The 18,734-nt window shown below is 52.9% G+C and carries 17 protein-coding genes; 8 read left to right on the forward strand and 9 right to left on the reverse strand.

Annotated elements, in window-relative coordinates; genetic code table 11:
* The first annotated feature begins 136 nt into the window (after positions 1 to 136).
* The 6 genes from OQ371_RS00740 (at position 137) to OQ371_RS00765 (ending at position 5,362) form a co-directional block, all read left to right on the forward strand.
* Positions 137 to 799 (forward strand): YggS family pyridoxal phosphate-dependent enzyme, encoded by a 663-nt coding sequence (locus OQ371_RS00740; protein ID WP_265991698.1) that lies wholly within the window; start codon positions 137 to 139, stop codon positions 797 to 799.
* 15 nt (positions 800 to 814) lie between these two features.
* On the forward strand, positions 815 to 1,201 hold the full coding sequence (locus tag OQ371_RS00745) for a DUF423 domain-containing protein (protein WP_265991699.1): 387 nt from the start codon (positions 815 to 817) through the stop codon (positions 1,199 to 1,201).
* 6 nt (positions 1,202 to 1,207) lie between these two features.
* Positions 1,208 to 1,615, forward strand: a complete 408-nt coding sequence (locus OQ371_RS00750; protein WP_265991701.1) for a hypothetical protein — start codon at positions 1,208 to 1,210, stop codon at positions 1,613 to 1,615.
* An 8-nt stretch (positions 1,616 to 1,623) separates the two neighbouring features.
* Positions 1,624 to 2,289 carry a hypothetical protein gene (locus OQ371_RS00755; RefSeq protein WP_265991702.1) on the forward strand — a complete coding sequence of 222 codons (666 nt, stop codon included), beginning with the start codon at positions 1,624 to 1,626 and terminating at the stop codon, positions 2,287 to 2,289.
* Positions 2,290 to 2,384: 95 nt separating this feature from the next.
* The gene (eat, locus tag OQ371_RS00760; RefSeq protein WP_265991703.1) at positions 2,385 to 3,740 is read left to right on the forward strand and encodes an ethanolamine permease; all 1,356 of its coding nucleotides are present in this window, start codon (positions 2,385 to 2,387) and stop codon (positions 3,738 to 3,740) included.
* A gap of 203 nt (positions 3,741 to 3,943) precedes the next feature.
* Positions 3,944 to 5,362 carry a hypothetical protein gene (locus tag OQ371_RS00765; protein ID WP_265991705.1) on the forward strand — a complete coding sequence of 473 codons (1,419 nt, stop codon included), beginning with the start codon at positions 3,944 to 3,946 and terminating at the stop codon, positions 5,360 to 5,362.
* A gap of 94 nt (positions 5,363 to 5,456) precedes the next feature.
* Here the strand turns inward: OQ371_RS00765 and OQ371_RS00770 are convergent, their stop codons facing one another.
* Positions 5,457 to 6,119, reverse strand: a complete 663-nt coding sequence (locus tag OQ371_RS00770; RefSeq protein ID WP_374761431.1) for an NIPSNAP family protein — start codon at positions 6,117 to 6,119, stop codon at positions 5,457 to 5,459.
* Between the two features lie 251 nt (positions 6,120 to 6,370).
* Here OQ371_RS00770 and OQ371_RS00775 point away from each other — a divergent pair, with 251 nt between their 5' ends.
* On the forward strand, positions 6,371 to 7,333 hold the full coding sequence (locus OQ371_RS00775; RefSeq protein WP_265991707.1) for an alpha-E domain-containing protein: 963 nt from the start codon (positions 6,371 to 6,373) through the stop codon (positions 7,331 to 7,333).
* Between the two features lie 67 nt (positions 7,334 to 7,400).
* Here the strand turns inward: OQ371_RS00775 and OQ371_RS00780 are convergent, their stop codons facing one another.
* The 5 genes from OQ371_RS00780 to OQ371_RS00800 all read right to left on the reverse strand — a co-directional run bounded on the left by OQ371_RS00780 (position 7,401) and on the right by OQ371_RS00800 (position 13,329).
* Positions 7,401 to 8,168, reverse strand: coding sequence for a hypothetical protein (locus tag OQ371_RS00780; protein WP_265991709.1), 768 nt, complete (start codon positions 8,166 to 8,168; stop codon positions 7,401 to 7,403).
* Positions 8,169 to 8,299: 131 nt separating this feature from the next.
* Positions 8,300 to 10,294, reverse strand: a complete 1,995-nt coding sequence (gene glgB / locus OQ371_RS00785) for a 1,4-alpha-glucan branching protein GlgB (protein ID WP_265991710.1) — start codon at positions 10,292 to 10,294, stop codon at positions 8,300 to 8,302.
* Between the two features lie 175 nt (positions 10,295 to 10,469).
* On the reverse strand, positions 10,470 to 12,149 hold the full coding sequence (locus tag OQ371_RS00790; protein WP_265991712.1) for a putative maltokinase: 1,680 nt from the start codon (positions 12,147 to 12,149) through the stop codon (positions 10,470 to 10,472).
* Positions 12,150 to 12,244: 95 nt separating this feature from the next.
* Positions 12,245 to 12,847 carry a hypothetical protein gene (locus OQ371_RS00795; protein WP_265991713.1) on the reverse strand — a complete coding sequence of 201 codons (603 nt, stop codon included), beginning with the start codon at positions 12,845 to 12,847 and terminating at the stop codon, positions 12,245 to 12,247.
* 92 nt (positions 12,848 to 12,939) lie between these two features.
* Positions 12,940 to 13,329, reverse strand: a complete 390-nt coding sequence (locus OQ371_RS00800; protein ID WP_265991714.1) for a hypothetical protein — start codon at positions 13,327 to 13,329, stop codon at positions 12,940 to 12,942.
* Positions 13,330 to 13,754: 425 nt separating this feature from the next.
* Between OQ371_RS00800 and OQ371_RS00805 the strand changes: the two genes are divergently transcribed.
* Positions 13,755 to 14,234 carry a response regulator gene (locus OQ371_RS00805; RefSeq protein ID WP_265991715.1) on the forward strand — a complete coding sequence of 160 codons (480 nt, stop codon included), beginning with the start codon at positions 13,755 to 13,757 and terminating at the stop codon, positions 14,232 to 14,234.
* 58 nt (positions 14,235 to 14,292) lie between these two features.
* Here the strand turns inward: OQ371_RS00805 and OQ371_RS00810 are convergent, their stop codons facing one another.
* The 3 genes from OQ371_RS00810 to OQ371_RS00820 all read right to left on the reverse strand — a co-directional run bounded on the left by OQ371_RS00810 (position 14,293) and on the right by OQ371_RS00820 (position 18,734).
* Positions 14,293 to 15,123 (reverse strand): response regulator transcription factor, encoded by an 831-nt coding sequence (locus OQ371_RS00810; protein WP_265991716.1) that lies wholly within the window; start codon positions 15,121 to 15,123, stop codon positions 14,293 to 14,295.
* 116 nt (positions 15,124 to 15,239) lie between these two features.
* A complete protein-coding gene (locus tag OQ371_RS00815; protein ID WP_265991717.1) occupies positions 15,240 to 17,279 on the reverse strand; it encodes an alpha-1,4-glucan--maltose-1-phosphate maltosyltransferase in 2,040 nt (679 codons plus the stop codon).
* Between the two features lie 267 nt (positions 17,280 to 17,546).
* Positions 17,547 to 18,734, reverse strand: coding sequence for a DUF3179 domain-containing (seleno)protein (locus OQ371_RS00820; RefSeq protein WP_265991718.1), 1,188 nt, complete (start codon positions 18,732 to 18,734; stop codon positions 17,547 to 17,549).

Genomic DNA, 18,734 nt, shown 5'->3' on the forward strand with positions numbered 1-18,734 from the left:
TACGGGTTTCCGGGGCGTTTTTCAATGAAACCGCACATTATTCTTCATAATTTCCAGCCGGTCAGCAAGGTAAATTTCCATCCGGATAGTATTGGTTGCATCCACTATCTTTACGGTCAAACTAAGTAACACCCCAATGACAATTGCCGCCACTATTCAGCAGATCGAAGACCAACTGCCGGACCATACCAAGCTCATCGCCGTTACCAAAACGAAACCCGTCGCGCTGCTTCAGCAGGCTTACGATGCGGGTTGCCGGCGCTTCGGTGAAAACAAAGTGCAGGAGATGGTTGAGAAACAACCGCTGTTGCCCGCCGATGTTGAATGGCACCAGATTGGTCATCTGCAAACCAACAAGGTTAAATACATCGCCCCGTTTGTCAGCCTGATTCACTCGGTCGATAGCCTGAAATTGCTTCAGGAGATCAACAAACAGGCGGCCCGTCACCAGCGCGTTATCGACTGCCTGCTGCAAATTCATATCGCGCAGGAAGAAACCAAATTTGGCTTTGACGAAGCGGAAGCCGAAGCCCTGCTGAACGGCCCCGAACTGGCGCCACTCTCCAACATCCGCATTGTGGGACTAATGGGCCTGGCGACCAACACCGATGACGAAGCTCAAATCCGCCGGGAGTTTCAGTCACTCCGGCAGCTCTATAACCGGCTGAGCAGTGTTCAACGCCCGAATGTTGCCTTTACCGAACTGTCGATGGGCATGAGCGGTGATTATTTGATCGCAATTGAAGAAGGCAGTACAATGGTACGGGTTGGAAGTGCGATATTTGGGGCACGAAACTGACAAAACCGTTCAACGATGCATAAATTTTTCATTCAGTCCGGCGCCATACTGGGTTTTCTGGGCGTTGCGCTGGGCGCTTTCGGGGCGCATGCGCTGCGGGCTACGCTCGAACTTTCCAACCGGGCCGACACGTTCGAAACCGCCGTCAAATACCAGTTTTATCACGCCCTGGCTCTGGTCGCCATCGGAATTCTGCTGCAGGTACCGGCCACGTCGGCGGAGTCGGCAAAATTTTACGGCTGGGCAGGCTACGCGTACCTGTTCGGCGTTATTATCTTTAGTGGGTCGCTCTACGCGATCTGTTTTACCGGAATCACCAAGTTTGGGGCCGTTGCGCCCATTGGTGGCTTGCTGATGCTGGCGGGCTGGGCGCTGCTGCTGATCGGCGGGCTGAAAAGCTAACGAAACATGAAAACTCAGAGAGCAATTTTGGGCTTGACGGTCTTGCTGGCGGGCTGGCTGAGTTTGTCGGCGCTGACCGGGCCTTCGACTCCCACGGTGTTGGACGGAACGCAAACGGCGGCTGATTCGCTCAAACACGACCCCAATACCGGCCTGGTGGTTGACGAGCGGCTGACGCTGGTGACGGCCCAGTGTACGGCCTGTCATTCCAGCAAACTGATTCTGCAAAACCGGTTCACCCGCGACGGCTGGAAGGAAAAAATTCGCTGGATGCAACGGACCCAGAAACTCTGGGATTTGGGCGAATCCGAGCCGGTTATTCTGGATTACCTGGTAAACTATTACGGCCCCGAGCAAAAACCATTTGACGGACGCCGGAAACCACTTCCGGCGGTGCAGTGGTATAAATTGTAGTACAAAACATGAAGAAAAGCGCTTACCACTACCTTTTTGGGCAAGACACGCTGTATCAGACGGCGGACCCGGAACCGATTGTCCGCAAACCGTCTCAGCCGGTTGCCCCAGTCGTTTCGCCCAAACCGGTGGCCAAAGAGCCTATAGTGGAGCAAGCCGTTGCGGAACGTGTCGTAGAATCGAACGAGCCCCCGGCGCAGCCGCCGATTGTACTGCCCGAGCCGGAGCCCGCCCCCGTGCCGGTCCTGGTAACCGAACCCGTAGAGGCCCCCGCCCCGCTTCCCATCCCTGAAATCCCCACTACCAGGCCGACAGTGGAGAAACCCAAAGTGCTGCTTCTGATTGACGAGGAACTAACGCCGGGGGAACTGATCTTTCTGGAAAATATCCTGAAAGCCATTAATCTGAACCTGGATGAAGTGGACATGCTGAACCTGGCCGGATCGGGTCTGGTGGATTTTCACGCAGTTCTGGAAAACAAGACGCTCCATCATTTTATCTCCTTCGGGGTTCCGTTCAAGACCATTCACCTGAACATCCAGATGGACCGTTACCAGCCCATCCGGATTTTTGGCATCACCTTTCTGCTGGCCGATCCGCTCTCCGCCATCGAAGCCGACCAGAAACTGAAGCGCAAATTGTGGGCGGTGCTGAAGCAGGTATTTTTGGATTAATGCCCAGAATGACTTTTATTTAGAATACAAATCCGAATTCTGGCTGCATCGGGTTGGGCGTTAGTACTTTTCCTACTTCTTTTTTCATTTACAAAATGGTTGAGTCTTCTACGGGCTCTGCACCGGTTCGGGCGGACGGATCGGCGGGCCAACCCGTTTTGCGAAAAGTAATCACGACGGCCCAATTGTGGTCCATTGCCGTCGGTATGGTAATTTCGGGCGAATACTTCGGCTGGAATTACGGGTGGGCCGTTGCCGGAACCATTGGTTTTCTGGTGGCCACGCTGCTGGTTACGGTGATGTATCTGGCGTTTATTTTTAGTTACACTGAACTCACCACCTCCATCCCTGACGCGGGCGGCCCGTTTACCTACGCCAAGCGGGCTTTCGGCCCGACGGCGGCTTTCATTGCCGGGTTTGCGACCCTCGTCGACTTCCTGATGGCCCCACCCGCCATTGCGGCCGCGTTGGGGGCCTACGCCAACTTCTTAAATCCAGCGCTGCCTGTGCTGGGTGTTGCGGTATCGACCTACGTTGTTTTTATCACCATCAACATTCTGGGAATCAAGGAATCCGCGAACTTTTCGATGATCGTTACGGCGCTGGCGGTGGTGGAACTGGTGGTGTATATGCTGCTGGTGGCCCCCGCTTTTGAAACGAAAAACGTAGTGGCTCACAACGAATCATTTGGCGCGGGTGGGGTGTTTGCGGCCCTGCCGTTTGCAATCTGGTTTTACCTGGCCATCGAAGGCGTTGCGATGGTGGCCGAAGAAGTAAAAAACCCGAAGAAAACCATCCCCCGTGGCTACCTGCTCAGCATCGGGACCCTGGTGGTACTGGCTCTAGGCACGATGCTCCTGACCGCCGGAGCCGGTGACTGGCGACTGCTGAGCGAAATTGATTACCCCCTGCCCGAAACGCTGGCGATGGTGCTGGGCCGGACCAGCCCGTGGTCGAAAATTTTTGCCAGCCTGGGCCTGTTTGGTCTTATTGCTTCCTTTCACTGCAACACGATCGGTTACTCCCGCCAGATTTTTGCCCTCGCCCGCAGCGGTTATCTGCCGGGTTTTCTGGCTCAGGTAAACCGTCGCTTCCAAACCCCACACTGGGCGCTGATTGCAGGCGGCATCGTTGGCTTTCTGGCCCTATTTTCCGGCACCACGGGCGAAATTATCATCCTTTCGGCCCTGGGAGCGGTTATCATGTACATCAGCAGCATGGTGAGTCTGTTTCAGCTTCGCAAGAAGGAACCCCTGGTGGAACGCCCCTTCTTGGCTCCGCTCTACCCTTACGTTCCGGCCATTGCCCTCATTTTATCCGTGGTTTGCCTGATTGCGATAATTTATTACAATATTGGGCTGAGTTTACTGTTTGCCGCCCTGCTGGCGGTTTCGTTGCTCATCTTTCGGGTCATTGGGGTTCGAAGTGCCGATGCTTCGACCATTCGCTAGCCCGGTCCGTTCGAACCATTCACAAATACCGTTTGTTAAACAATATTATGCCGGTTAAAGCGGTTTAGTACAAAGTAATTGGCAAACGACGATAGCAAAAGCCCTGATCGCTATATGGTTCAGAATGTACGAAGTAATTGAAATCGTTGAAGAGATAACAAGCCATTCGGGCGGGTTAGCGAACTGCTTGAAACTGAACGCATATGAATGAACAACAGCCAGGGAATAGCCAGGATTTTCAGCATGGGTATACCAGTGGAATCGAAGGCACCGATCGCCAGAATTATGAAGGCTATCTGTCGAGCCAGGTCAATGATGAATGGATTCGTGAACGCGTCGAACACAAGCGCGAAGAAATCCGGCTTATTGATAAACAACTAGCCGATACCACCGCCCAGCGCCGTTCGGCTTACGACCGGTTGCAGGATCACATCATGCAGACGACGCTGGCGGGCAAAAGCGCGGAGCAACTGGAAACGGAAATCAAATCCGTTGAGGATGAACGCGAAAAACTGAAAGAACGTCGGCAAAACACGGCTTCGGAATATTCGCTGTTTGCCGGTTTGATCTTCGTCGCGGCTGGTATTTCGTTTGTAGCCGGTGATCTGATCATCTCCCACGAAATCGTTGCCTACGCCCTCAATATTCGCAACAACACCGAAGCCTGGATGTTTGCGGTCGGTCTGGCGATGGTATCCATCCTGCTGAAACCGGCGTACGACCGGCTGGTGGAAGAACCATACCTCTCTAACTCATCGCCCGAAGCCACCAAACGCTACGGCTGGTTTAAGATGGGTCTGGCGATCCTGTCCGTCATTACCCTGGTAATTCTGGGTTGGTTTCGGTACGACGCTTACCGCACCGACAAGCTAAAAGAAGCGATCAACAAAAGCATCAAAAATATCCAGTTAAACGCGACGCCCCTCGACCCGGCCAATCCGAATCCGGTGGCCGATCAGAAGGTTTTGCAGCGCATCGAACAACAACTGCAACAGTCCGACGAACTAAATCTGCAACTGGTCAACAGCCCGTGGGCTTTATTGTCGTTTGTGCTGAGTGGGGTGCTGTTTGCCCTGGCCGGGGCGGTTTGTCTCGGGATTGGTCTGCCGGTTTTGCAGAAGTTCTGGTTCCGCTGGCTCCAGGCCGACCCGCGGTTGTGGCGCCTGCGACGTCGGCGCAAGAAGCTGGAGAAAAATCATCAGGCAGCCCAGCAGGAAGTGGCTAAACACCTGACGCAGAAAAATATCATGGAGCACGAGCTGGATGTACTGCCCGCGCTCGACGAATTGCGGCAACGCAAGCAACAACTTACCAACGAGATTGACCAGCTTCTGGAAGATCGTAAGCTGGCCCGCACCGACAGCCGGATTGCCTCCTACAACGACGGCTACGAAAAAGGGATGGCGGCCCGTCAGGCCATGAGCGAAGAAGAGTACAATCAGTTTCGTAACGGTTATTTCTCGGTTTCCAACCTGGCGACCAAAGCCCGCTCTTCCTCCGATCAGGACCGGATGCCGTCCGACAAAGCGTATACCAATCAACGTCCCGTCAATGGTTTGCGTCCGCACCAGCCCGTCCGCCGACAACGCGCCGACGGCTTTGAGCACGACGACGAATTATAGTACTGGGTGAAAGACGGAAAAAGCGAACGGGTGATAGCTCCGCCGAAGGGATTGGATCGGCGCAACTATCACCCGTTCGCTTTTCTTTTTTGCTTTATTGAATCGGCGAGTAATCCGTCGGTTTCATGTATACCGACTCTACTTTAGAGGTCAACGGACCGTTTTTCTCCGAATCAGCTTTGGCTTTCACCCATTTTGGATCAGCACGAAACTCATCGAAATGTTTCTTTCCTTCGGCTTCACTCGGGTGCGCCAGGATGTAGACCAGCTTTGATTGTCCGGTTTCGTCCGGCTGCGTCGTCAGCCAATACCCGATGTTGGTCATCCCATGCTTCTTGAACAGGTCGATCGTGTGGTTTTTGAAACGGGCGATCAGATCGTTCAGTTTGCCGGGAGCCGGAGAGTACGTCCGCAGTTCAAAAACCCGTCCCGGCTTTTTAGTGGTCTTGATTTTAGGCGAAATTTCTGCTTCCGTCATGAAAATCTGATCGACTTTCGCAACGATTCTGCCATTCGCTTCGGTTTTGGCGACGACTTCTTTCCATTCGGGATCGCTGCCAAACGCTTTCCAGGACGCATCGCGGGCTTCGCGGCTGGGGTACGAAAGGATGTAAATAATTTTTTCCTGAGAAGAGTCCGTCGGTAACCAATATCCCACGTTGGTCATACCGTGTTTTTCGAAAATGCGGCAGGTGTACTTCCGAAACCGGTCCACAATGGCTTCGTAATTACCGGGTGTTGGGTAGTAAATTCGCATTTCATAGAAACGGTTTGGCTCAGCGGCTGCTTCCGGCTTGGGGTCTGAATTGGCTACTGCAAAACTTAATGCGGTTACAATAAGGCTACAGGTTAACAGGAATTTTTTCATGGTAAACGTTTATGGGATAAGGTGCAAAAATAGAGACATAACTGACATCTTGAGACGATTTGCCATAATTTCGACAACCGGGCTTTTTTCAGATAAAACCATATATTTACAGGATTATAATCCATATATAATTTCGATTTATGTTAAGCCGTGTTGCAGATTCTATTTATTGGATGAACCGCTATATCGAACGGGCTGATAATTATTCCCGTTTCATGAGTGTCAATTTTAATCTGGCTCTGGATTTGCCACCCAACGTAGATGAGCAATGGGAACCGCTGCTAATTGCTACGGCTGATAACTACCTGTTTTACAACTACTACCAGGAACCCACCCGCGAAAACGTTATTGATTTCATGACGTTTGACAAACGGAATCCGAATTCGATTGTCAGTTGCCTCAACAACGCCCGCGAGAACGCCCGCACGATTCGGGAGAGTATTTCGAAAGAAATGTGGGAGCACATCAACGAGCTGTACCTGCGCGTACGGGATACAACCACCAAAGGCCAATCGAATCTCAACCGGTTGCAGGATTTTTTAATTAATGTCAAAAACGGGTGCCAGCAGTTTTACGGCGTTATTGACTGCACCGTTACCCGGAACGAAGCCTGGCATTTCGGGCGGGTGGGTCGTTTTCTGGAACGCGCCGACAAAACATCCCGCTTCCTGGACGTCAAGTATTTTACGCTCCTGCCCGATCTGGATTCGGTGGGTTCAACGCTCGATCTGATGATTTGGACGGCCGTGCTGAAATCCGTCAGCGCCTACAACATGTACCGGCAACAATACCGAATGATTAGCTCCTCAACGATCGTTGAGTTTTTGATTCTTGATAAACTCTTTCCGCGGTCCGTCGCGCACTGCATCCGGCAGGCTGAGCTGTCGTTGTACGAGATTTCGGGCAACATCATTACCAACGGCTACAAAAACGAAGCGGAGAAAGTCCTGAGCAAACTGCGGTCGGAAATTGAATTCACGGAAACCTCGGAGCTTTTCAAAACCGGTTTGCACCAGTACCTTGACCGGTTTCAGCTCCGGACGAACGAAGCCGCGAAGGCCGTTTACGATGTTTATTTCAGCCTGAAACCGGTGGAGGCTTAACGGGAGAATGAAGGGATACTACGGGTTGGAGATCCGGATCGATACCGTCGGCTCCCCAACCCATCTTTTATTTGAAGAAGGGAAATGTTAACGCCACGTATGTCATCGACGCCCGGTTGCGGAAACGCCGATTTTTGTCTTCAAGATTCACGTTACTAGCCCGCATTTCAGTAGTAATCCACTGGTAACCAGCTTTTATACCCACCCGTCGCGTTGCCTGAAGCCGAATATACACCTCGCTCGACAAGGCTCCCAGGTTGTTATCCCCCAACAAACGGGCATTGACTCTTTGGGGCTGCGCGTATTGCAGGGGAAATTTGGCAAAGCTAACGGTGTCAACTTCGTTGTTGGTGTTGGTGCGTTGAAAAGTACCCTTGGATGATCGGTAATTTCCTTCCCGGTTTTTGCCAAAGGCCAAGCCCAATAAATCCGTACCGGCTCCGATTTCAACGGGCCCTAGCTTAATCTGAGCGCGCAACCCAAAATTGACTGAGGTAACGGATACACGGTCAAATTGCATGGTGTCAATGTTGGCCGGCACCAACGAAGCGCCCAAGGCCTGAAAACCGGTTTTCTCACGCGTCAGTTTGGCGGGAGCCGTTATGTATTCTGCATTGCTGGCGTAAAAAGCGCTGGTTCTGACCGTCCAACCGATTGAAAAGACCTGATTGGCGTCCAGATTCAGCATTTCGTAATAGGTAATTGACGGAGCCAGATAATTTTTTTTAAAGGCGGCTCCAACATCGAGGCCACTGCTGAGACGACTGGAAGTAGGAGATTGTGAGAAGGCGGCAGCAGAGATCAGGGCAAATAGCAGTGTTACTGTTTTTCTCATGGGGTGAATTAACTTTGTAATGCAAAGTTAATCGGATAATTGAAACAACGCGTATTTTGTTTTGAAGAGGCCCTTCGGTTGCAACAGACGATTTCACGCCATCAGCAACCGAAGGGCCTAAGTCTGCCAATTTAAGCAGTCTGGTATTTCAGGACCACCGCTCCCAGGGGCGGAATTGACACTTGTATAGAATTCTCCCGACCATGCCAGCTTTCCGGCTGCGAATTCAGCGGCTCTGGATTCAGCAGACCGCTGCCGAAGAAGGCTTTATCATCGCTGTTGAACACCTCCACCCAGGTTCCTTCAAGCGGCACGCCAACCCGGTAGTCTGTACGGGGCGTGGGCGTCATATTTAGAACAATGACCACCTGCTCTTTCGTCCGGGTACCCTTGCGGGCGTAGACGATGATGCTGTTTTCGCGGTCCATAGTGTCAATCCAATCAAAGCCTTCCTGCGCAAAGTTCAGCTCGTAAAGCGCCGGTTCGTTGCGGTAGAGTTTGTTCAGGGCTTTCATACATTCCTGCACGCCCTGGTGAGGAGCGTAGTCGAGCAGGTGCCAGTCCAGGCTGCCTTCAAATTTCCACTCGGACGTTTGCCCAAACTCGCTGCCCATAAACAGCAGCTTGGTGCCGGGGTGCGTAAACATGTAGGTGTACAAAAGCCGCAGGTTGGCAAACCGCTGCCACTCGTCGCCCGGCATTTTACTCACGAGCGACTTTTTGCCGTATACTACTTCGTCGTGAGAAAACGGCAGCATGAAGTTTTCGGAAAAGGCATAAACCGTGCTGAAGGTCAGTTCGTCCTGATGCCAACGGCGGTAATACGGGTCACGCTGGAAATAGCGCAGCGTGTCGTTCATCCAGCCCATCATCCACTTCATGCCGAAGCCCAGTCCGCCGGTATAGGTCGGGCGCGTCACACCCGGGAAGGCCGTGGATTCTTCGGCAATGGTCTGCGCATCCGGGTATTCTTTGTAAACCGCTTCGTTGAGTTCTTTAAACAGCGAAATGGCTTCCAGATTTTCCCGTCCGCCAAAGACGTTCGGCTCCCACTCGCCGTGGTTCCGCGAATAATCGAGGTACAACATGGACGCAACGGCATCCACCCGTAGACCGTCGGCGTGAAACCGGTCGAGCCAGAACAGGGCATTGCTGAGCAGAAACGACCGAACCTCGTTGCGCCCGTAGTTGAAAATATAACTCTTCCAGTCCGGGTGGTAACCTTTCCGCGGATCGGGGTGTTCATACACGTGCGAACCGTCGAATTCGTAAAGACCGTGCGCATCGTTGGGAAAGTGCGAAGGCACCCAATCCAGAAACACGCCAATGTTCTCCTCGTGAAGCCGTTCGATTAATCGCATGAAGTCCTGGGGCGTACCAAAGCGGCTGGTCGGTGCGAAGTAACCCGTAATCTGGTACCCCCACGACGGATCGTACGGGTGCTCCATGACGGGCATAAACTCGATGTGGGTGAAACCCATTTCTTTGATGTAAGGCACCAGCGCATCCGCAATCTCACCGTACGACAACTGCCGCTTCGGCTCCGACGGGTCCCGACGCCACGAGTTCAGGTGCAGCTCGTACACGGACATGGGCTTGTTGAGGGCGTTAAATTTCCCGCGGTTTCGCATCCAGTAATCATCCTTCCATTCGTACCACGTATCCCAGACCACGGAAGCCGTGTGGGGCGGTGTTTCCCAACGGAGCGCAAACGGATCGCCTTTTTCAAGTTCCCGACCGCCCTCGTGCGTAATGGCGTATTTGTAGACCTCACCCCGGCCAATGTGCGGAATGAATCCTTCCCAGATTCCGGAGCTATCCCATCGGACGCTCAGGGGATGGCTGCCTTTGTTCCAGCCGTTGAAATCCCCGATGACCGACACATACCGGGCGGCTGGTGCCCAGACGGCAAAATACGTACCGACAATGCCGTTCACCTCCACCACATGCGAGCCCAGCTTTTCGTATAATCGGGTGTGTTTTCCGGCCCGGAAAAGATAGATGTCAAAATCGGTAAGCCGACTATATGACTCGTTTTCCGGCGCTGCCGAAGTTGGCGCAGGTACTTGCGTTTCCGGTGTTGCTACCGGAGAAGTGGATTGTGTTTTTGTCGTACGTTTAGCCATAAGTAAGCTATATCAGTTTGCGCGTGAAATATAGGGTTTTAACCGGTGGGCAGCGTTGGCCGCCCCAACCGGTTAGTCTTCAAAAACGTCCGGGAGATCGCTCCGCCAATCCCAAACTCCCCGGAAGTGGCTTACATTCCGGCTCATCTCCTTGGCAAATGCATTTTCCACAAACTTACTCTTTTTTCGTCTCCAACAAGCCCATTTGCAGCCTCGGAACGTCCGAAGCCCGGTTGGGGTCGGCCGTCCGGATTTTTTCAATTTCCTGAATCACATCCATGATTCCTTTCAGCGGAATTTTGACCCAGGCTGGCCGGTAGCTGATTTCGTAGCCGAGTTCATACACGGCTTTTTCCAGCAGATAAACCAGCAGCAAAAAATTAAACTCATTGCTGTTTTTGTAGAGAGGATGCGGGTTGCCGATGGTTTCCAGGTACGCGTTCATGTACGTATCCCGAATCAGGTTGAACCAGCGCTCCGAAACCCGCTGGAGGTGGTTGGGATCGATGTTCTCCGTTTCCGTACTGCCGAAAAGTTTGGCCGAAACCGCGTAGTGGTACGACCGGATCATCCCGGCTACGTCCTTCAGCGGAGAGTGCTTGATTTTCCGGTCGGTAATGCTGCTTTCGGGTTCGCCCTCAAAGTCGATGATAATGAAATCGTCATTCGTGGCCAGCACCTGCCCCAGGTGGTAATCGCCGTGAATCCGGGTGCGGAGCGATTCGAGCGGACGCTTGCGAAAATCATCGATAAACTCATCGATCATTTCCTTGGCTTCCATAAACACCCACGCCAACCGCTGCGCCAGCGGGTCCAGTTTGGTGTAATTATCAATAACCATGGTATACCGCCGTTCGAGCAAGTCTTCGAGCCGCCGGATAATAAACGCCCGGTAGTCGTCGGTGAAAGCTTCCGGCGCAAAGGCCAAATCGTTCGATTCGGGGCTGTAGAGGGCCAGGTGCATCTGGGCGGTCCGCCTGCCCAGCAACTCAACCCGATCAAACACATCCTCCCGGATGGTAAACAACCGGTTGGGAACCGCGTAGAGGAAATCGTTGAGGTAGTCGCCCGTCTGGCTCCAGCTATCTTTCTGGTTTTCGACCATCAACTGCATCATGCCGAGCGTGATGTCCGGCGTATTCTCCTGTTCCCAGACGATGCTTCCGGCGAAGGCCGGTATGTGAGAAAACTGACTTTTTTCGGTTAGAAAGCTGACCAGTTCCACTTCCGGGTTGGTTTCCTGAAACAGTTTGCGGTAAAGCTTCAGAAAATATTTTTCCGGCTGATGGGGCACGCCAAACACCAGGGCTGAGTTGCTCGAATCGACCGGCAACACCCGGCTGACCACGGTGGCTTCCGCGTCTTCCTCCGCCAACCCCCGCCCCCGGTGGAACCGCACCTGACCCGCTTTCTGGGGGATAACCTGTTCCCCGGCCAGATTGGCATACAGCGCCAGCCGGAACCGTTCGTCGTAAATGGCATCCACCAGCAACCCGCCCTTCTGATCAAACTCGGCCGTGGTCAGAATGCCTTTGGGCGGCACCTCCGCTGAGCCGGGCTGAGCCGTCTCCAGGAAGGAAAGCGGCAACAGGTAACGTTCGGTTTCGCCGTCGGTATACCCCACTTCCACTACGGCCAGAAATGCAATCGTATCAACATCGCTCCGGAGCGCCAGGTTGTGCATCACCGCGATCCGAAATTTTTCCTGCTGGCGGGCTTTACCGGCAAACCAGCGGCATGTATTCAAGTACGGAGGCAGCACCGTCGATTCCAGAAACCGTAGCGCGTCCTGATCCTGATCCAGCGTTTCCCAGGAATACCGGCTGGTTAGGTTTGAAGTCGTTAAATCGAGCATGCAAAGAGTGTGGTGACTGGTAAAACTCCTGTTACCGGTAAATTAGACAAACTCATTCCGCAATTAAGTCAAATCCGGGTACTCTACGTTCTGCCTTACAGCCCAACCAGGTAATCCGTCAGCGTTTTCCACTGGATAGTTTGGTAAAAGAGCCAGCCCGTTCCGGCCACGACGGTATTGACCGCGCCCCGCCCCCCCGACTCTTCCTGGTTGTTGGCGCGCTCATTTTTCCCAAACTCGGTGGCCGTTACCGTATTGCCGTGCACCTCGACGCGAAACGTACTGCTTGACTCTTCGGTGAGGAAATGCTCGGTTTCGTTGCTTTTTTCGTTGGGGTTGGAACTGGGATGAACCACAAATTCCGCCCAGGTATCCCCCTCCGACACCCGGGTTATCTTTACCCAGTTTTCCAGGGGTGGGGCAGGCAGTACAATATTGATGTAATCGCCCACAACGGGTTGCCCTTCCGGTTTAGGCTGGCCCGCCGAATCATGCAGGGAGAAATTCGCCGTAATGCTGGAAATATCCGACCAGCGGTTAACCGCAAACAAACGCTCTTTTGCCTGAACGAAGGCTTCGTGGGCCGTTCGCTCATCCGAAAGGGTGTTATCGCTCCGGTATATTTTATCCAGCGTATCCTCTCCTTTCAAAAGGTCGATGCCGTGCTGAATTGCGTCGGCAATGTTTTTAAGTTTCATCGCGTTGGGGAACTGGTTAAGTAAGAGGGTCAAAAACCCATCCCGGTCAGGATGCCGAAATGGGTTTTATCCGTTAAGCATTCAAAACTTGATCAATTCGGTCCGGTGTTTCCAAACGACCGGCCCTCCCCGCGCTTCTGCTTGGTTTTCGGGTCGGCCTTGGGCCGTCCCCGCACAACGCTTTTTTTACCATCCGCGTCAGAAGTAACGGTCGACCGTTTTTCGCGGTTGGGCATGTTATCTTCCCGGTATTTGTCGGTTTTGTCGGACGCGCTGTTTACGTCAGGGCGGGAACCCGTCACTTTGCGTTCAACCTTAGCCCGCGTTTGCCCCGAAGCAGGCTGCTGTTCTTTCACATTCCCGTTTCTACTCTGGGCGGTGTTGGCCGCGTTTCCTTCCGAAGTAGTTGTCTGCGCCGAAGTCTGCAGGGTTATGGCCAAAACCGTTACCAGGGTCGCCACCGTCATTCGTATCGTTTTCATACTCCTCTCAATTAGATTATCACGACTTATTTTACTGCCGACCAGATCGGATTTCGAAAGCGGTTGCTTTCTTTCTGGCCCTCTAAACGTTTTTTATTTAACTTAATCTCCTCTGTATTGTTAGAAACTGTGCAGACTTTATATCCACGTGGTAACGGTTTGCGAACCGGGATGAATAAACGAAAATAAACAAGGAAAGCGGCTGCTGTCATTCCTTTGAACAACCACAGCCGCTGCTGGTATTGACGTAATACTAAACTCTGTTTCGGATAAATTATTTAACGAGATTATCCAACAAACCGACCCTTTTAATTATATTCGCTAATTCGTAGGCTGATGTCCGATAACCTCCTGTTTATCTAGCAATTTATTGGCTATCATTTGCGCTTTTTATCAATTACTCTGGAGACGTAAATAGAAGAACGATGAGCTTTTCCAAATCCAAGACAACCCCGAAACGGCTGAAAAATGCGCGAATTTTGATCATTGAGGACAATGCCGATCACATGGTCTTGATTAAAAGTGCCATCCAAAAATGCTTTACTGACGTTGAAGCGGTAACGGCAACTGATGAGCAAACGGCCATTCACTACCTCAATGAATGCGTTCAAACGGGCCTAAGGCTCCCCCAATTTATCTTATTGGATTTGTATTTACCGGAGCGGGAAAACGGCTGGCAGGTCCTGAAATCGATCAAAAGCCTGAATCCGGAAATCGGACAAATCCCGGTTGTTGTGTTCAGCAATTCGGCTTATCACGAAGATATTACGGAATCCTATGATCGGGGAGTCACCTCATATGTTGTCAAGCCAACGGACTTTACGGAATGGGTTGAATATTTTCAGACCTTGAAAGATTACTGGTGGGAAACCGTAACCCTTCCAAATCCGCAATCCATCTACTAATTGACTATTCCCCCTCAAACATCCGGTTCGCCGGACGTTTGAGGGGTACCCGAATAGCTTACCCCAAAGCGGTAGACAAACGGGCGGTTGCGTACGGCGCCGTTGCCGTTGAAAGCCAGTACCGAAATGTTTTTTCCACCGCCTGAATAAACCGGGTCAGGTCGGCCGAAAGAACAATAACGGAGTTGGCACCCGAAGCATAACTCTGCTCCGCCACATCCGAATTACCGGCCGAAACCAGCAACAAGGTCGGAATAAACCGGAAACGGACGTTCCGCTTGATCGCTTGCAGCGCCCGTACGCTTTTGTCCTGGTTTCCATCCAGAATAATCATAGCAGGCATTTCAGACTCACCTTCTTCCTGGAGGGCGCTTTGTAGCTTGGTAACGGTTTCAAACACTTGCAGACGCCACAGCGGCCATTTTTCGCTGATAATCTGCCGCACCAGGTTTCCCTTCATTTCATCGGCCATTACCACCCAGACCTGCCGCATTCGACGAGACGCCACGGGCCGCCCGGCCGCTTCTCCATTGCCGTAGGGCTGTTCCGGCAGAAGGCCATCAGCGGATTTGGTTTGGACCATCATTGTCTGTAGCGAGTCGACCAGCTGGTTCCATCGCCGGCGGCTTACGGGCAGCGTCAGGTCGTCTTTTAACAGCACCGATCCAGACATTTTGTGGCCCGGAGGAGCTTTAAAATCCGTGATGTAATGCGGATTCACCAAGGCTGTCTTATGAACTCGGAAAAAACTAGGTAGCTTTTTTTCGAAATAGCAGAGCGACTTGGAAAGCAACACCTTGCGGCCATCGCAGTAGTACAACCAAGTGTAATTACTGAACCCTTTCAGATACTTGATCAATGCCGGATACTGAATTGCTTCTTCAATCATGAGTTGGTTAGAGTTAAAAACCGAAGCTCCGTCAACTACCAGGTAGGAGTAATTGACGGACGCTCCACTAAAATAACTTTATTCCGGCAGAATCTGCTGATTTCTTAGGCAATGGCTCAGATTTCAATCTTGAATAAATGCATGGGCAGCAGGTACGGATCAAGTTCCACGTAGTTCCACTGACCGGTCCACGTATAATGAGATCCGGTAAGCAGGTCATGCACGCTGTACTGCTGGTCGTCACGGATGCCCATCAACCAGGTTGGCACCTGCACCATGCCCGCCCGCCGGTTGTAGCCATCAGTGTTGATCACCATGAGCAAACGGTTGTTGCCGCTTACTTTCAGATACGCCATCAGCGCATCGTCGTCAATGCGGCAGAACGTCAGGTTGTTGGTGCTCTGAAGCGCCGGGTTTTCTTTCCGGATGCGGTTGACCAGCCCAATGAGGTACGTCAGTTTGTTGGTACGGTTCCAGTCCCAATGGCGTATTTCGTATTTCTCCGAGTTCAGGTATTCTTCCTTACCCGGAAACTGTTCGTGCTCCATCAACTCAAACGACGGGCCGTAGATACCATAGTTGGACGACAGCGTGGCCGCCAGCAGAAACCGGATCAGAAACTGCGGCTCGTGGCCCGATTGCAGAACATAGGGGTTGATATCGTGCGTCGTCGGCCAGAAATTCGGGCGGTAATAGTGCTTCATCTCACTCTGCGTCAGCTCGGTGAGGTATTCCTGAATTTCGTGCTTGTTGTTGCGCCAGGTGAAATACGTGTACGACTGCGCAAAACCGCGTTTGGCCAGTTGCTGCATCACTTTGGGTTTGGTGAATGCTTCCGACAGGAAAATCATATCTGGGTATTGCTTCTTGACCTCCGAAATCAGCCATTCCCAGAACTGGAACGGTTTTGTGTGCGGGTTATCAACCCGCACAATCCGGACGCCCCACGAAGCCCAGGTCAGCATGGTTTCCTTCATTTCGAGCCACAAACTCCGCCAGTCGTCGGTTTCAAAATAAACCGGGTAAATATCCTGGTATTTTTTGGGCGGATTTTCGGCGTACTGAATCGTGCCGTCGGGCCGTTTTTTAAACCATTCCGGGTGGTCTTTCGCCCACGGGTGGTCGGGCGATACCTGAATCGCCAGGTCCATGGCCACTTCCATACCGTGGTTGCGGGCAATGGCAATTAGGTGTTTGAAATCATCAAGCGTACCGAGTTCGGGGTGAATTGCGGTATGACCGCCCAGCTCCGAACCGATCCCGTAGGGCACGCCGGGTTCGCCGGGCTGCGCCACCACGTTGTTGTTTTTTCCCTTCCGAAAGGCCTGGCCGATCGGGTGAATCGGTGGCAGATACAGCACGTCAAAACCCATCGCTTCCAGACGCGGTAAAAGCCGCTCTACATCCCGGAACGTGCCGTGGGCGGGCAGCCCGTCGGGTCCCAGTTCCGGGGCGGCTGAGCGCGGAAACAGGCAGTACCAGGTGCTGAAACCGGCTTTCGGACGGTCTACTTCCACAATCAGTTCGCGGACGTAACGGGAAGGATGCTTCCGCTCCGGATACTGGTTGAACAAGTATTTAAAATGTTCCCCGTGAACAAATTCAATCGCCTGACCGTACTGGACTTCGTTGTATTCCTCGGCGGCTTCGGACAGAAGCTGGGTAAACCACTCCAGGGTCGATCTGTCGTCACCTTCAGCCCGTTCCGCCATGCCGTTGACATACACCGCTCCGGCTTTCAGCTCACTGATAAGGCGTTGACCAGCCGCCACTTTCAGGTGTACTTCGTGCTGCCAGGACGCAATATGGTCAACCCAGCCTTCGATGGTGTAGGAATAATAGCCCTGTTTTTCGACCGTGAAGGCAGCACCCCAGCGGTCGTTGTCAACAAACGCCATCGGAACTTCGCTCCATTCCACGTCGTCGGTGTGTTTGTACAGTAGTCGGGCGGCCAGTTTATCGTGTCCATCCAGAAAAAGATCGGCCTGTACGGCAATGGTGTCACCGGGAACGGCTTTAATGGGAAACCGGCCGCCGTCAATTTCGGGCGTAACGCGTTCAATAACGACGCGGGTCTGCCCGTCGGTGGGAAGGTTAGCCAGTTTGTAAGCCGTCGCGGCCGATTTAGCGGTTCTGGTGCGGGAGGTTGGGATCATGATCGCAAGCTGAGAAGTTTAGTCGTTAGCCAGTTTCGGAAAGTCTCTTAACCGAACAGCAGGAAGTGCTCACAAACATAACCGAAATTCGCAATTGAGTGTTTTTAGCGGCATTATTCTGATCGAAAATCCAAAACCTAAAAAAAGAGCAGGAGCAAAGCCCCCGCCCTTTACTACTTTGTTAACCTATTAATTGATCTTCCGCAGCGCAAAGACCGGAGAAACAAGACGTTCCACTCGGTCTTTGCGCGCTCTTTTCTTTGTTTTTCACAAATACCGTGTTGTACCCGGATGAAACGTTTCCCAGGAATGCAAGTATTCCTGCGACGCCGGAATCGGCTCCAGCCGTCGGCCTTTCAGCGGTCCTTCCAGACAGACGCCCTGCCGGTTCCAGACCGATTGGGTTTCCGTATCCCGAAATGAGTCAGCGGAGCCCGGCACGAACTGCAACGGCCGCCCATCAACCGTTCGGTTCCAGACGTGAAACGAGACGCTGTCGGCAGCCACCATCAGCACGAGCGGAGTGCCGCCCAGTTGATCGTTCGTAATTCTCTGTTGCTGCAACTGGTTCCAGTCGTAGGCCCGGGCGGCTTTTTTGCGCTCAACGCCCACCACCCACGATTTGGGCTTCCACGCCAAGCTATCGCGCCGGGTTAGATCGCCCTTGCTCCTGCCGCGTTCGTACGGCTCCATACCGGTGTATTGCTTCCTGAAAGCAGAATCCGGCTGAAGCACCAGCGTCTGGGGGTGGCGTTCGGCCCAAGCGTGCAGGGTCATTTGTTCGGCGGGTAAACTGGCCAGTTGGCGACCTTTCAGCGGTCCGGCGATAGCTTCCCCGCTCACCTGCCGCCACCAGCTTCCGGTGGCTTTGTCTTCAAACATGGCGTTGAAGTGGTCCATACCGACCAGCCGGAACTCTTCCGGCTGGTTGCCCACCAGGGGCCGAAAGACGCGCCCGGTTCGGCAAACCGTGCAGTAGGTCACCATCACCGGCTCCCCGCCCACCGTGTCCCGAACCTGATGATGGTAGCCGATGAGCTGCACCGGGTAGGCCCGCGCCTGCCCGTTCACGACAAGCCCCAACACTACCTTATTCACCGGAATTTTATTGCTCCGCAGATCCAGCATCACCGTTTCTTTCGGCTGGTAAAACATTTTATCGGCCAGAAACCGGAAATTGAACAGGTAGATCACCACGCCGTAGCCAAACAGCAACGCCAGCACGGCAATTCTCCGCCCACCGCGCCTGTGATCCGCCAGCAGCCCGTACGTCGGATAAGCCACCAACAGCCAGCCCAGCGTTCGCAACAGCCAGATATGCTGATGAATCCAGTATGCCAGATCAATCGTATCAGCTTCCTGACTCCCCGGCATGGGCATAATGAAATACACCTTTGCGACTTCCAAAGCCGCCAGCAATAGAATCCCGAGGATGAAAAAGACCAATTTGCTCAT

The sequence above is a fragment of the Larkinella insperata genome (genome assembly GCF_026248825.1).
GTDB classification, from domain to species: Bacteria; Bacteroidota; Bacteroidia; order Cytophagales; family Spirosomataceae; genus Larkinella; species Larkinella insperata.

Excerpts from the sequence above, each read along its gene's own strand:
- OQ371_RS00750 (WP_265991701.1), top strand. The coding sequence starts at position 1,208 with ATGAAAACTCAGAGAGCAATTTTGGGCTTGACGGTCTTGCTGGCGGGC.
- OQ371_RS00800 (WP_265991714.1), bottom strand. The coding sequence starts at position 13,329 with ATGAAAACGATACGAATGACGGTGGCGACCCTGGTAACGGTTTTGGCC.
- OQ371_RS00745 (WP_265991699.1), top strand. The coding sequence starts at position 815 with ATGCATAAATTTTTCATTCAGTCCGGCGCCATACTGGGTTTTCTGGGC.
- OQ371_RS00765 (WP_265991705.1), top strand. The coding sequence starts at position 3,944 with ATGAATGAACAACAGCCAGGGAATAGCCAGGATTTTCAGCATGGGTAT.
- OQ371_RS00770 (WP_374761431.1), bottom strand. The coding sequence starts at position 6,119 with ATGCGAATTTACTACCCAACACCCGGTAATTACGAAGCCATTGTGGAC.
- OQ371_RS00755 (WP_265991702.1), top strand. The coding sequence starts at position 1,624 with ATGAAGAAAAGCGCTTACCACTACCTTTTTGGGCAAGACACGCTGTAT.
- OQ371_RS00805 (WP_265991715.1), top strand. The coding sequence starts at position 13,755 with ATGAGCTTTTCCAAATCCAAGACAACCCCGAAACGGCTGAAAAATGCG.
- OQ371_RS00780 (WP_265991709.1), bottom strand. The coding sequence starts at position 8,168 with ATGAGAAAAACAGTAACACTGCTATTTGCCCTGATCTCTGCTGCCGCC.
- OQ371_RS00810 (WP_265991716.1), bottom strand. The coding sequence starts at position 15,123 with ATGATTGAAGAAGCAATTCAGTATCCGGCATTGATCAAGTATCTGAAA.
- OQ371_RS00740 (WP_265991698.1), top strand. The coding sequence starts at position 137 with ATGACAATTGCCGCCACTATTCAGCAGATCGAAGACCAACTGCCGGAC.
- eat (WP_265991703.1), top strand. The coding sequence starts at position 2,385 with ATGGTTGAGTCTTCTACGGGCTCTGCACCGGTTCGGGCGGACGGATCG.
- OQ371_RS00815 (WP_265991717.1), bottom strand. The coding sequence starts at position 17,279 with ATGATCCCAACCTCCCGCACCAGAACCGCTAAATCGGCCGCGACGGCT.
- glgB (WP_265991710.1), bottom strand. The coding sequence starts at position 10,294 with ATGGCTAAACGTACGACAAAAACACAATCCACTTCTCCGGTAGCAACA.
- OQ371_RS00820 (WP_265991718.1), bottom strand. The coding sequence starts at position 18,734 with ATGAGCAAATTGGTCTTTTTCATCCTCGGGATTCTATTGCTGGCGGCT.
- OQ371_RS00790 (WP_265991712.1), bottom strand. The coding sequence starts at position 12,149 with ATGCTCGATTTAACGACTTCAAACCTAACCAGCCGGTATTCCTGGGAA.
- OQ371_RS00795 (WP_265991713.1), bottom strand. The coding sequence starts at position 12,847 with ATGAAACTTAAAAACATTGCCGACGCAATTCAGCACGGCATCGACCTT.
- OQ371_RS00775 (WP_265991707.1), top strand. The coding sequence starts at position 6,371 with ATGTTAAGCCGTGTTGCAGATTCTATTTATTGGATGAACCGCTATATC.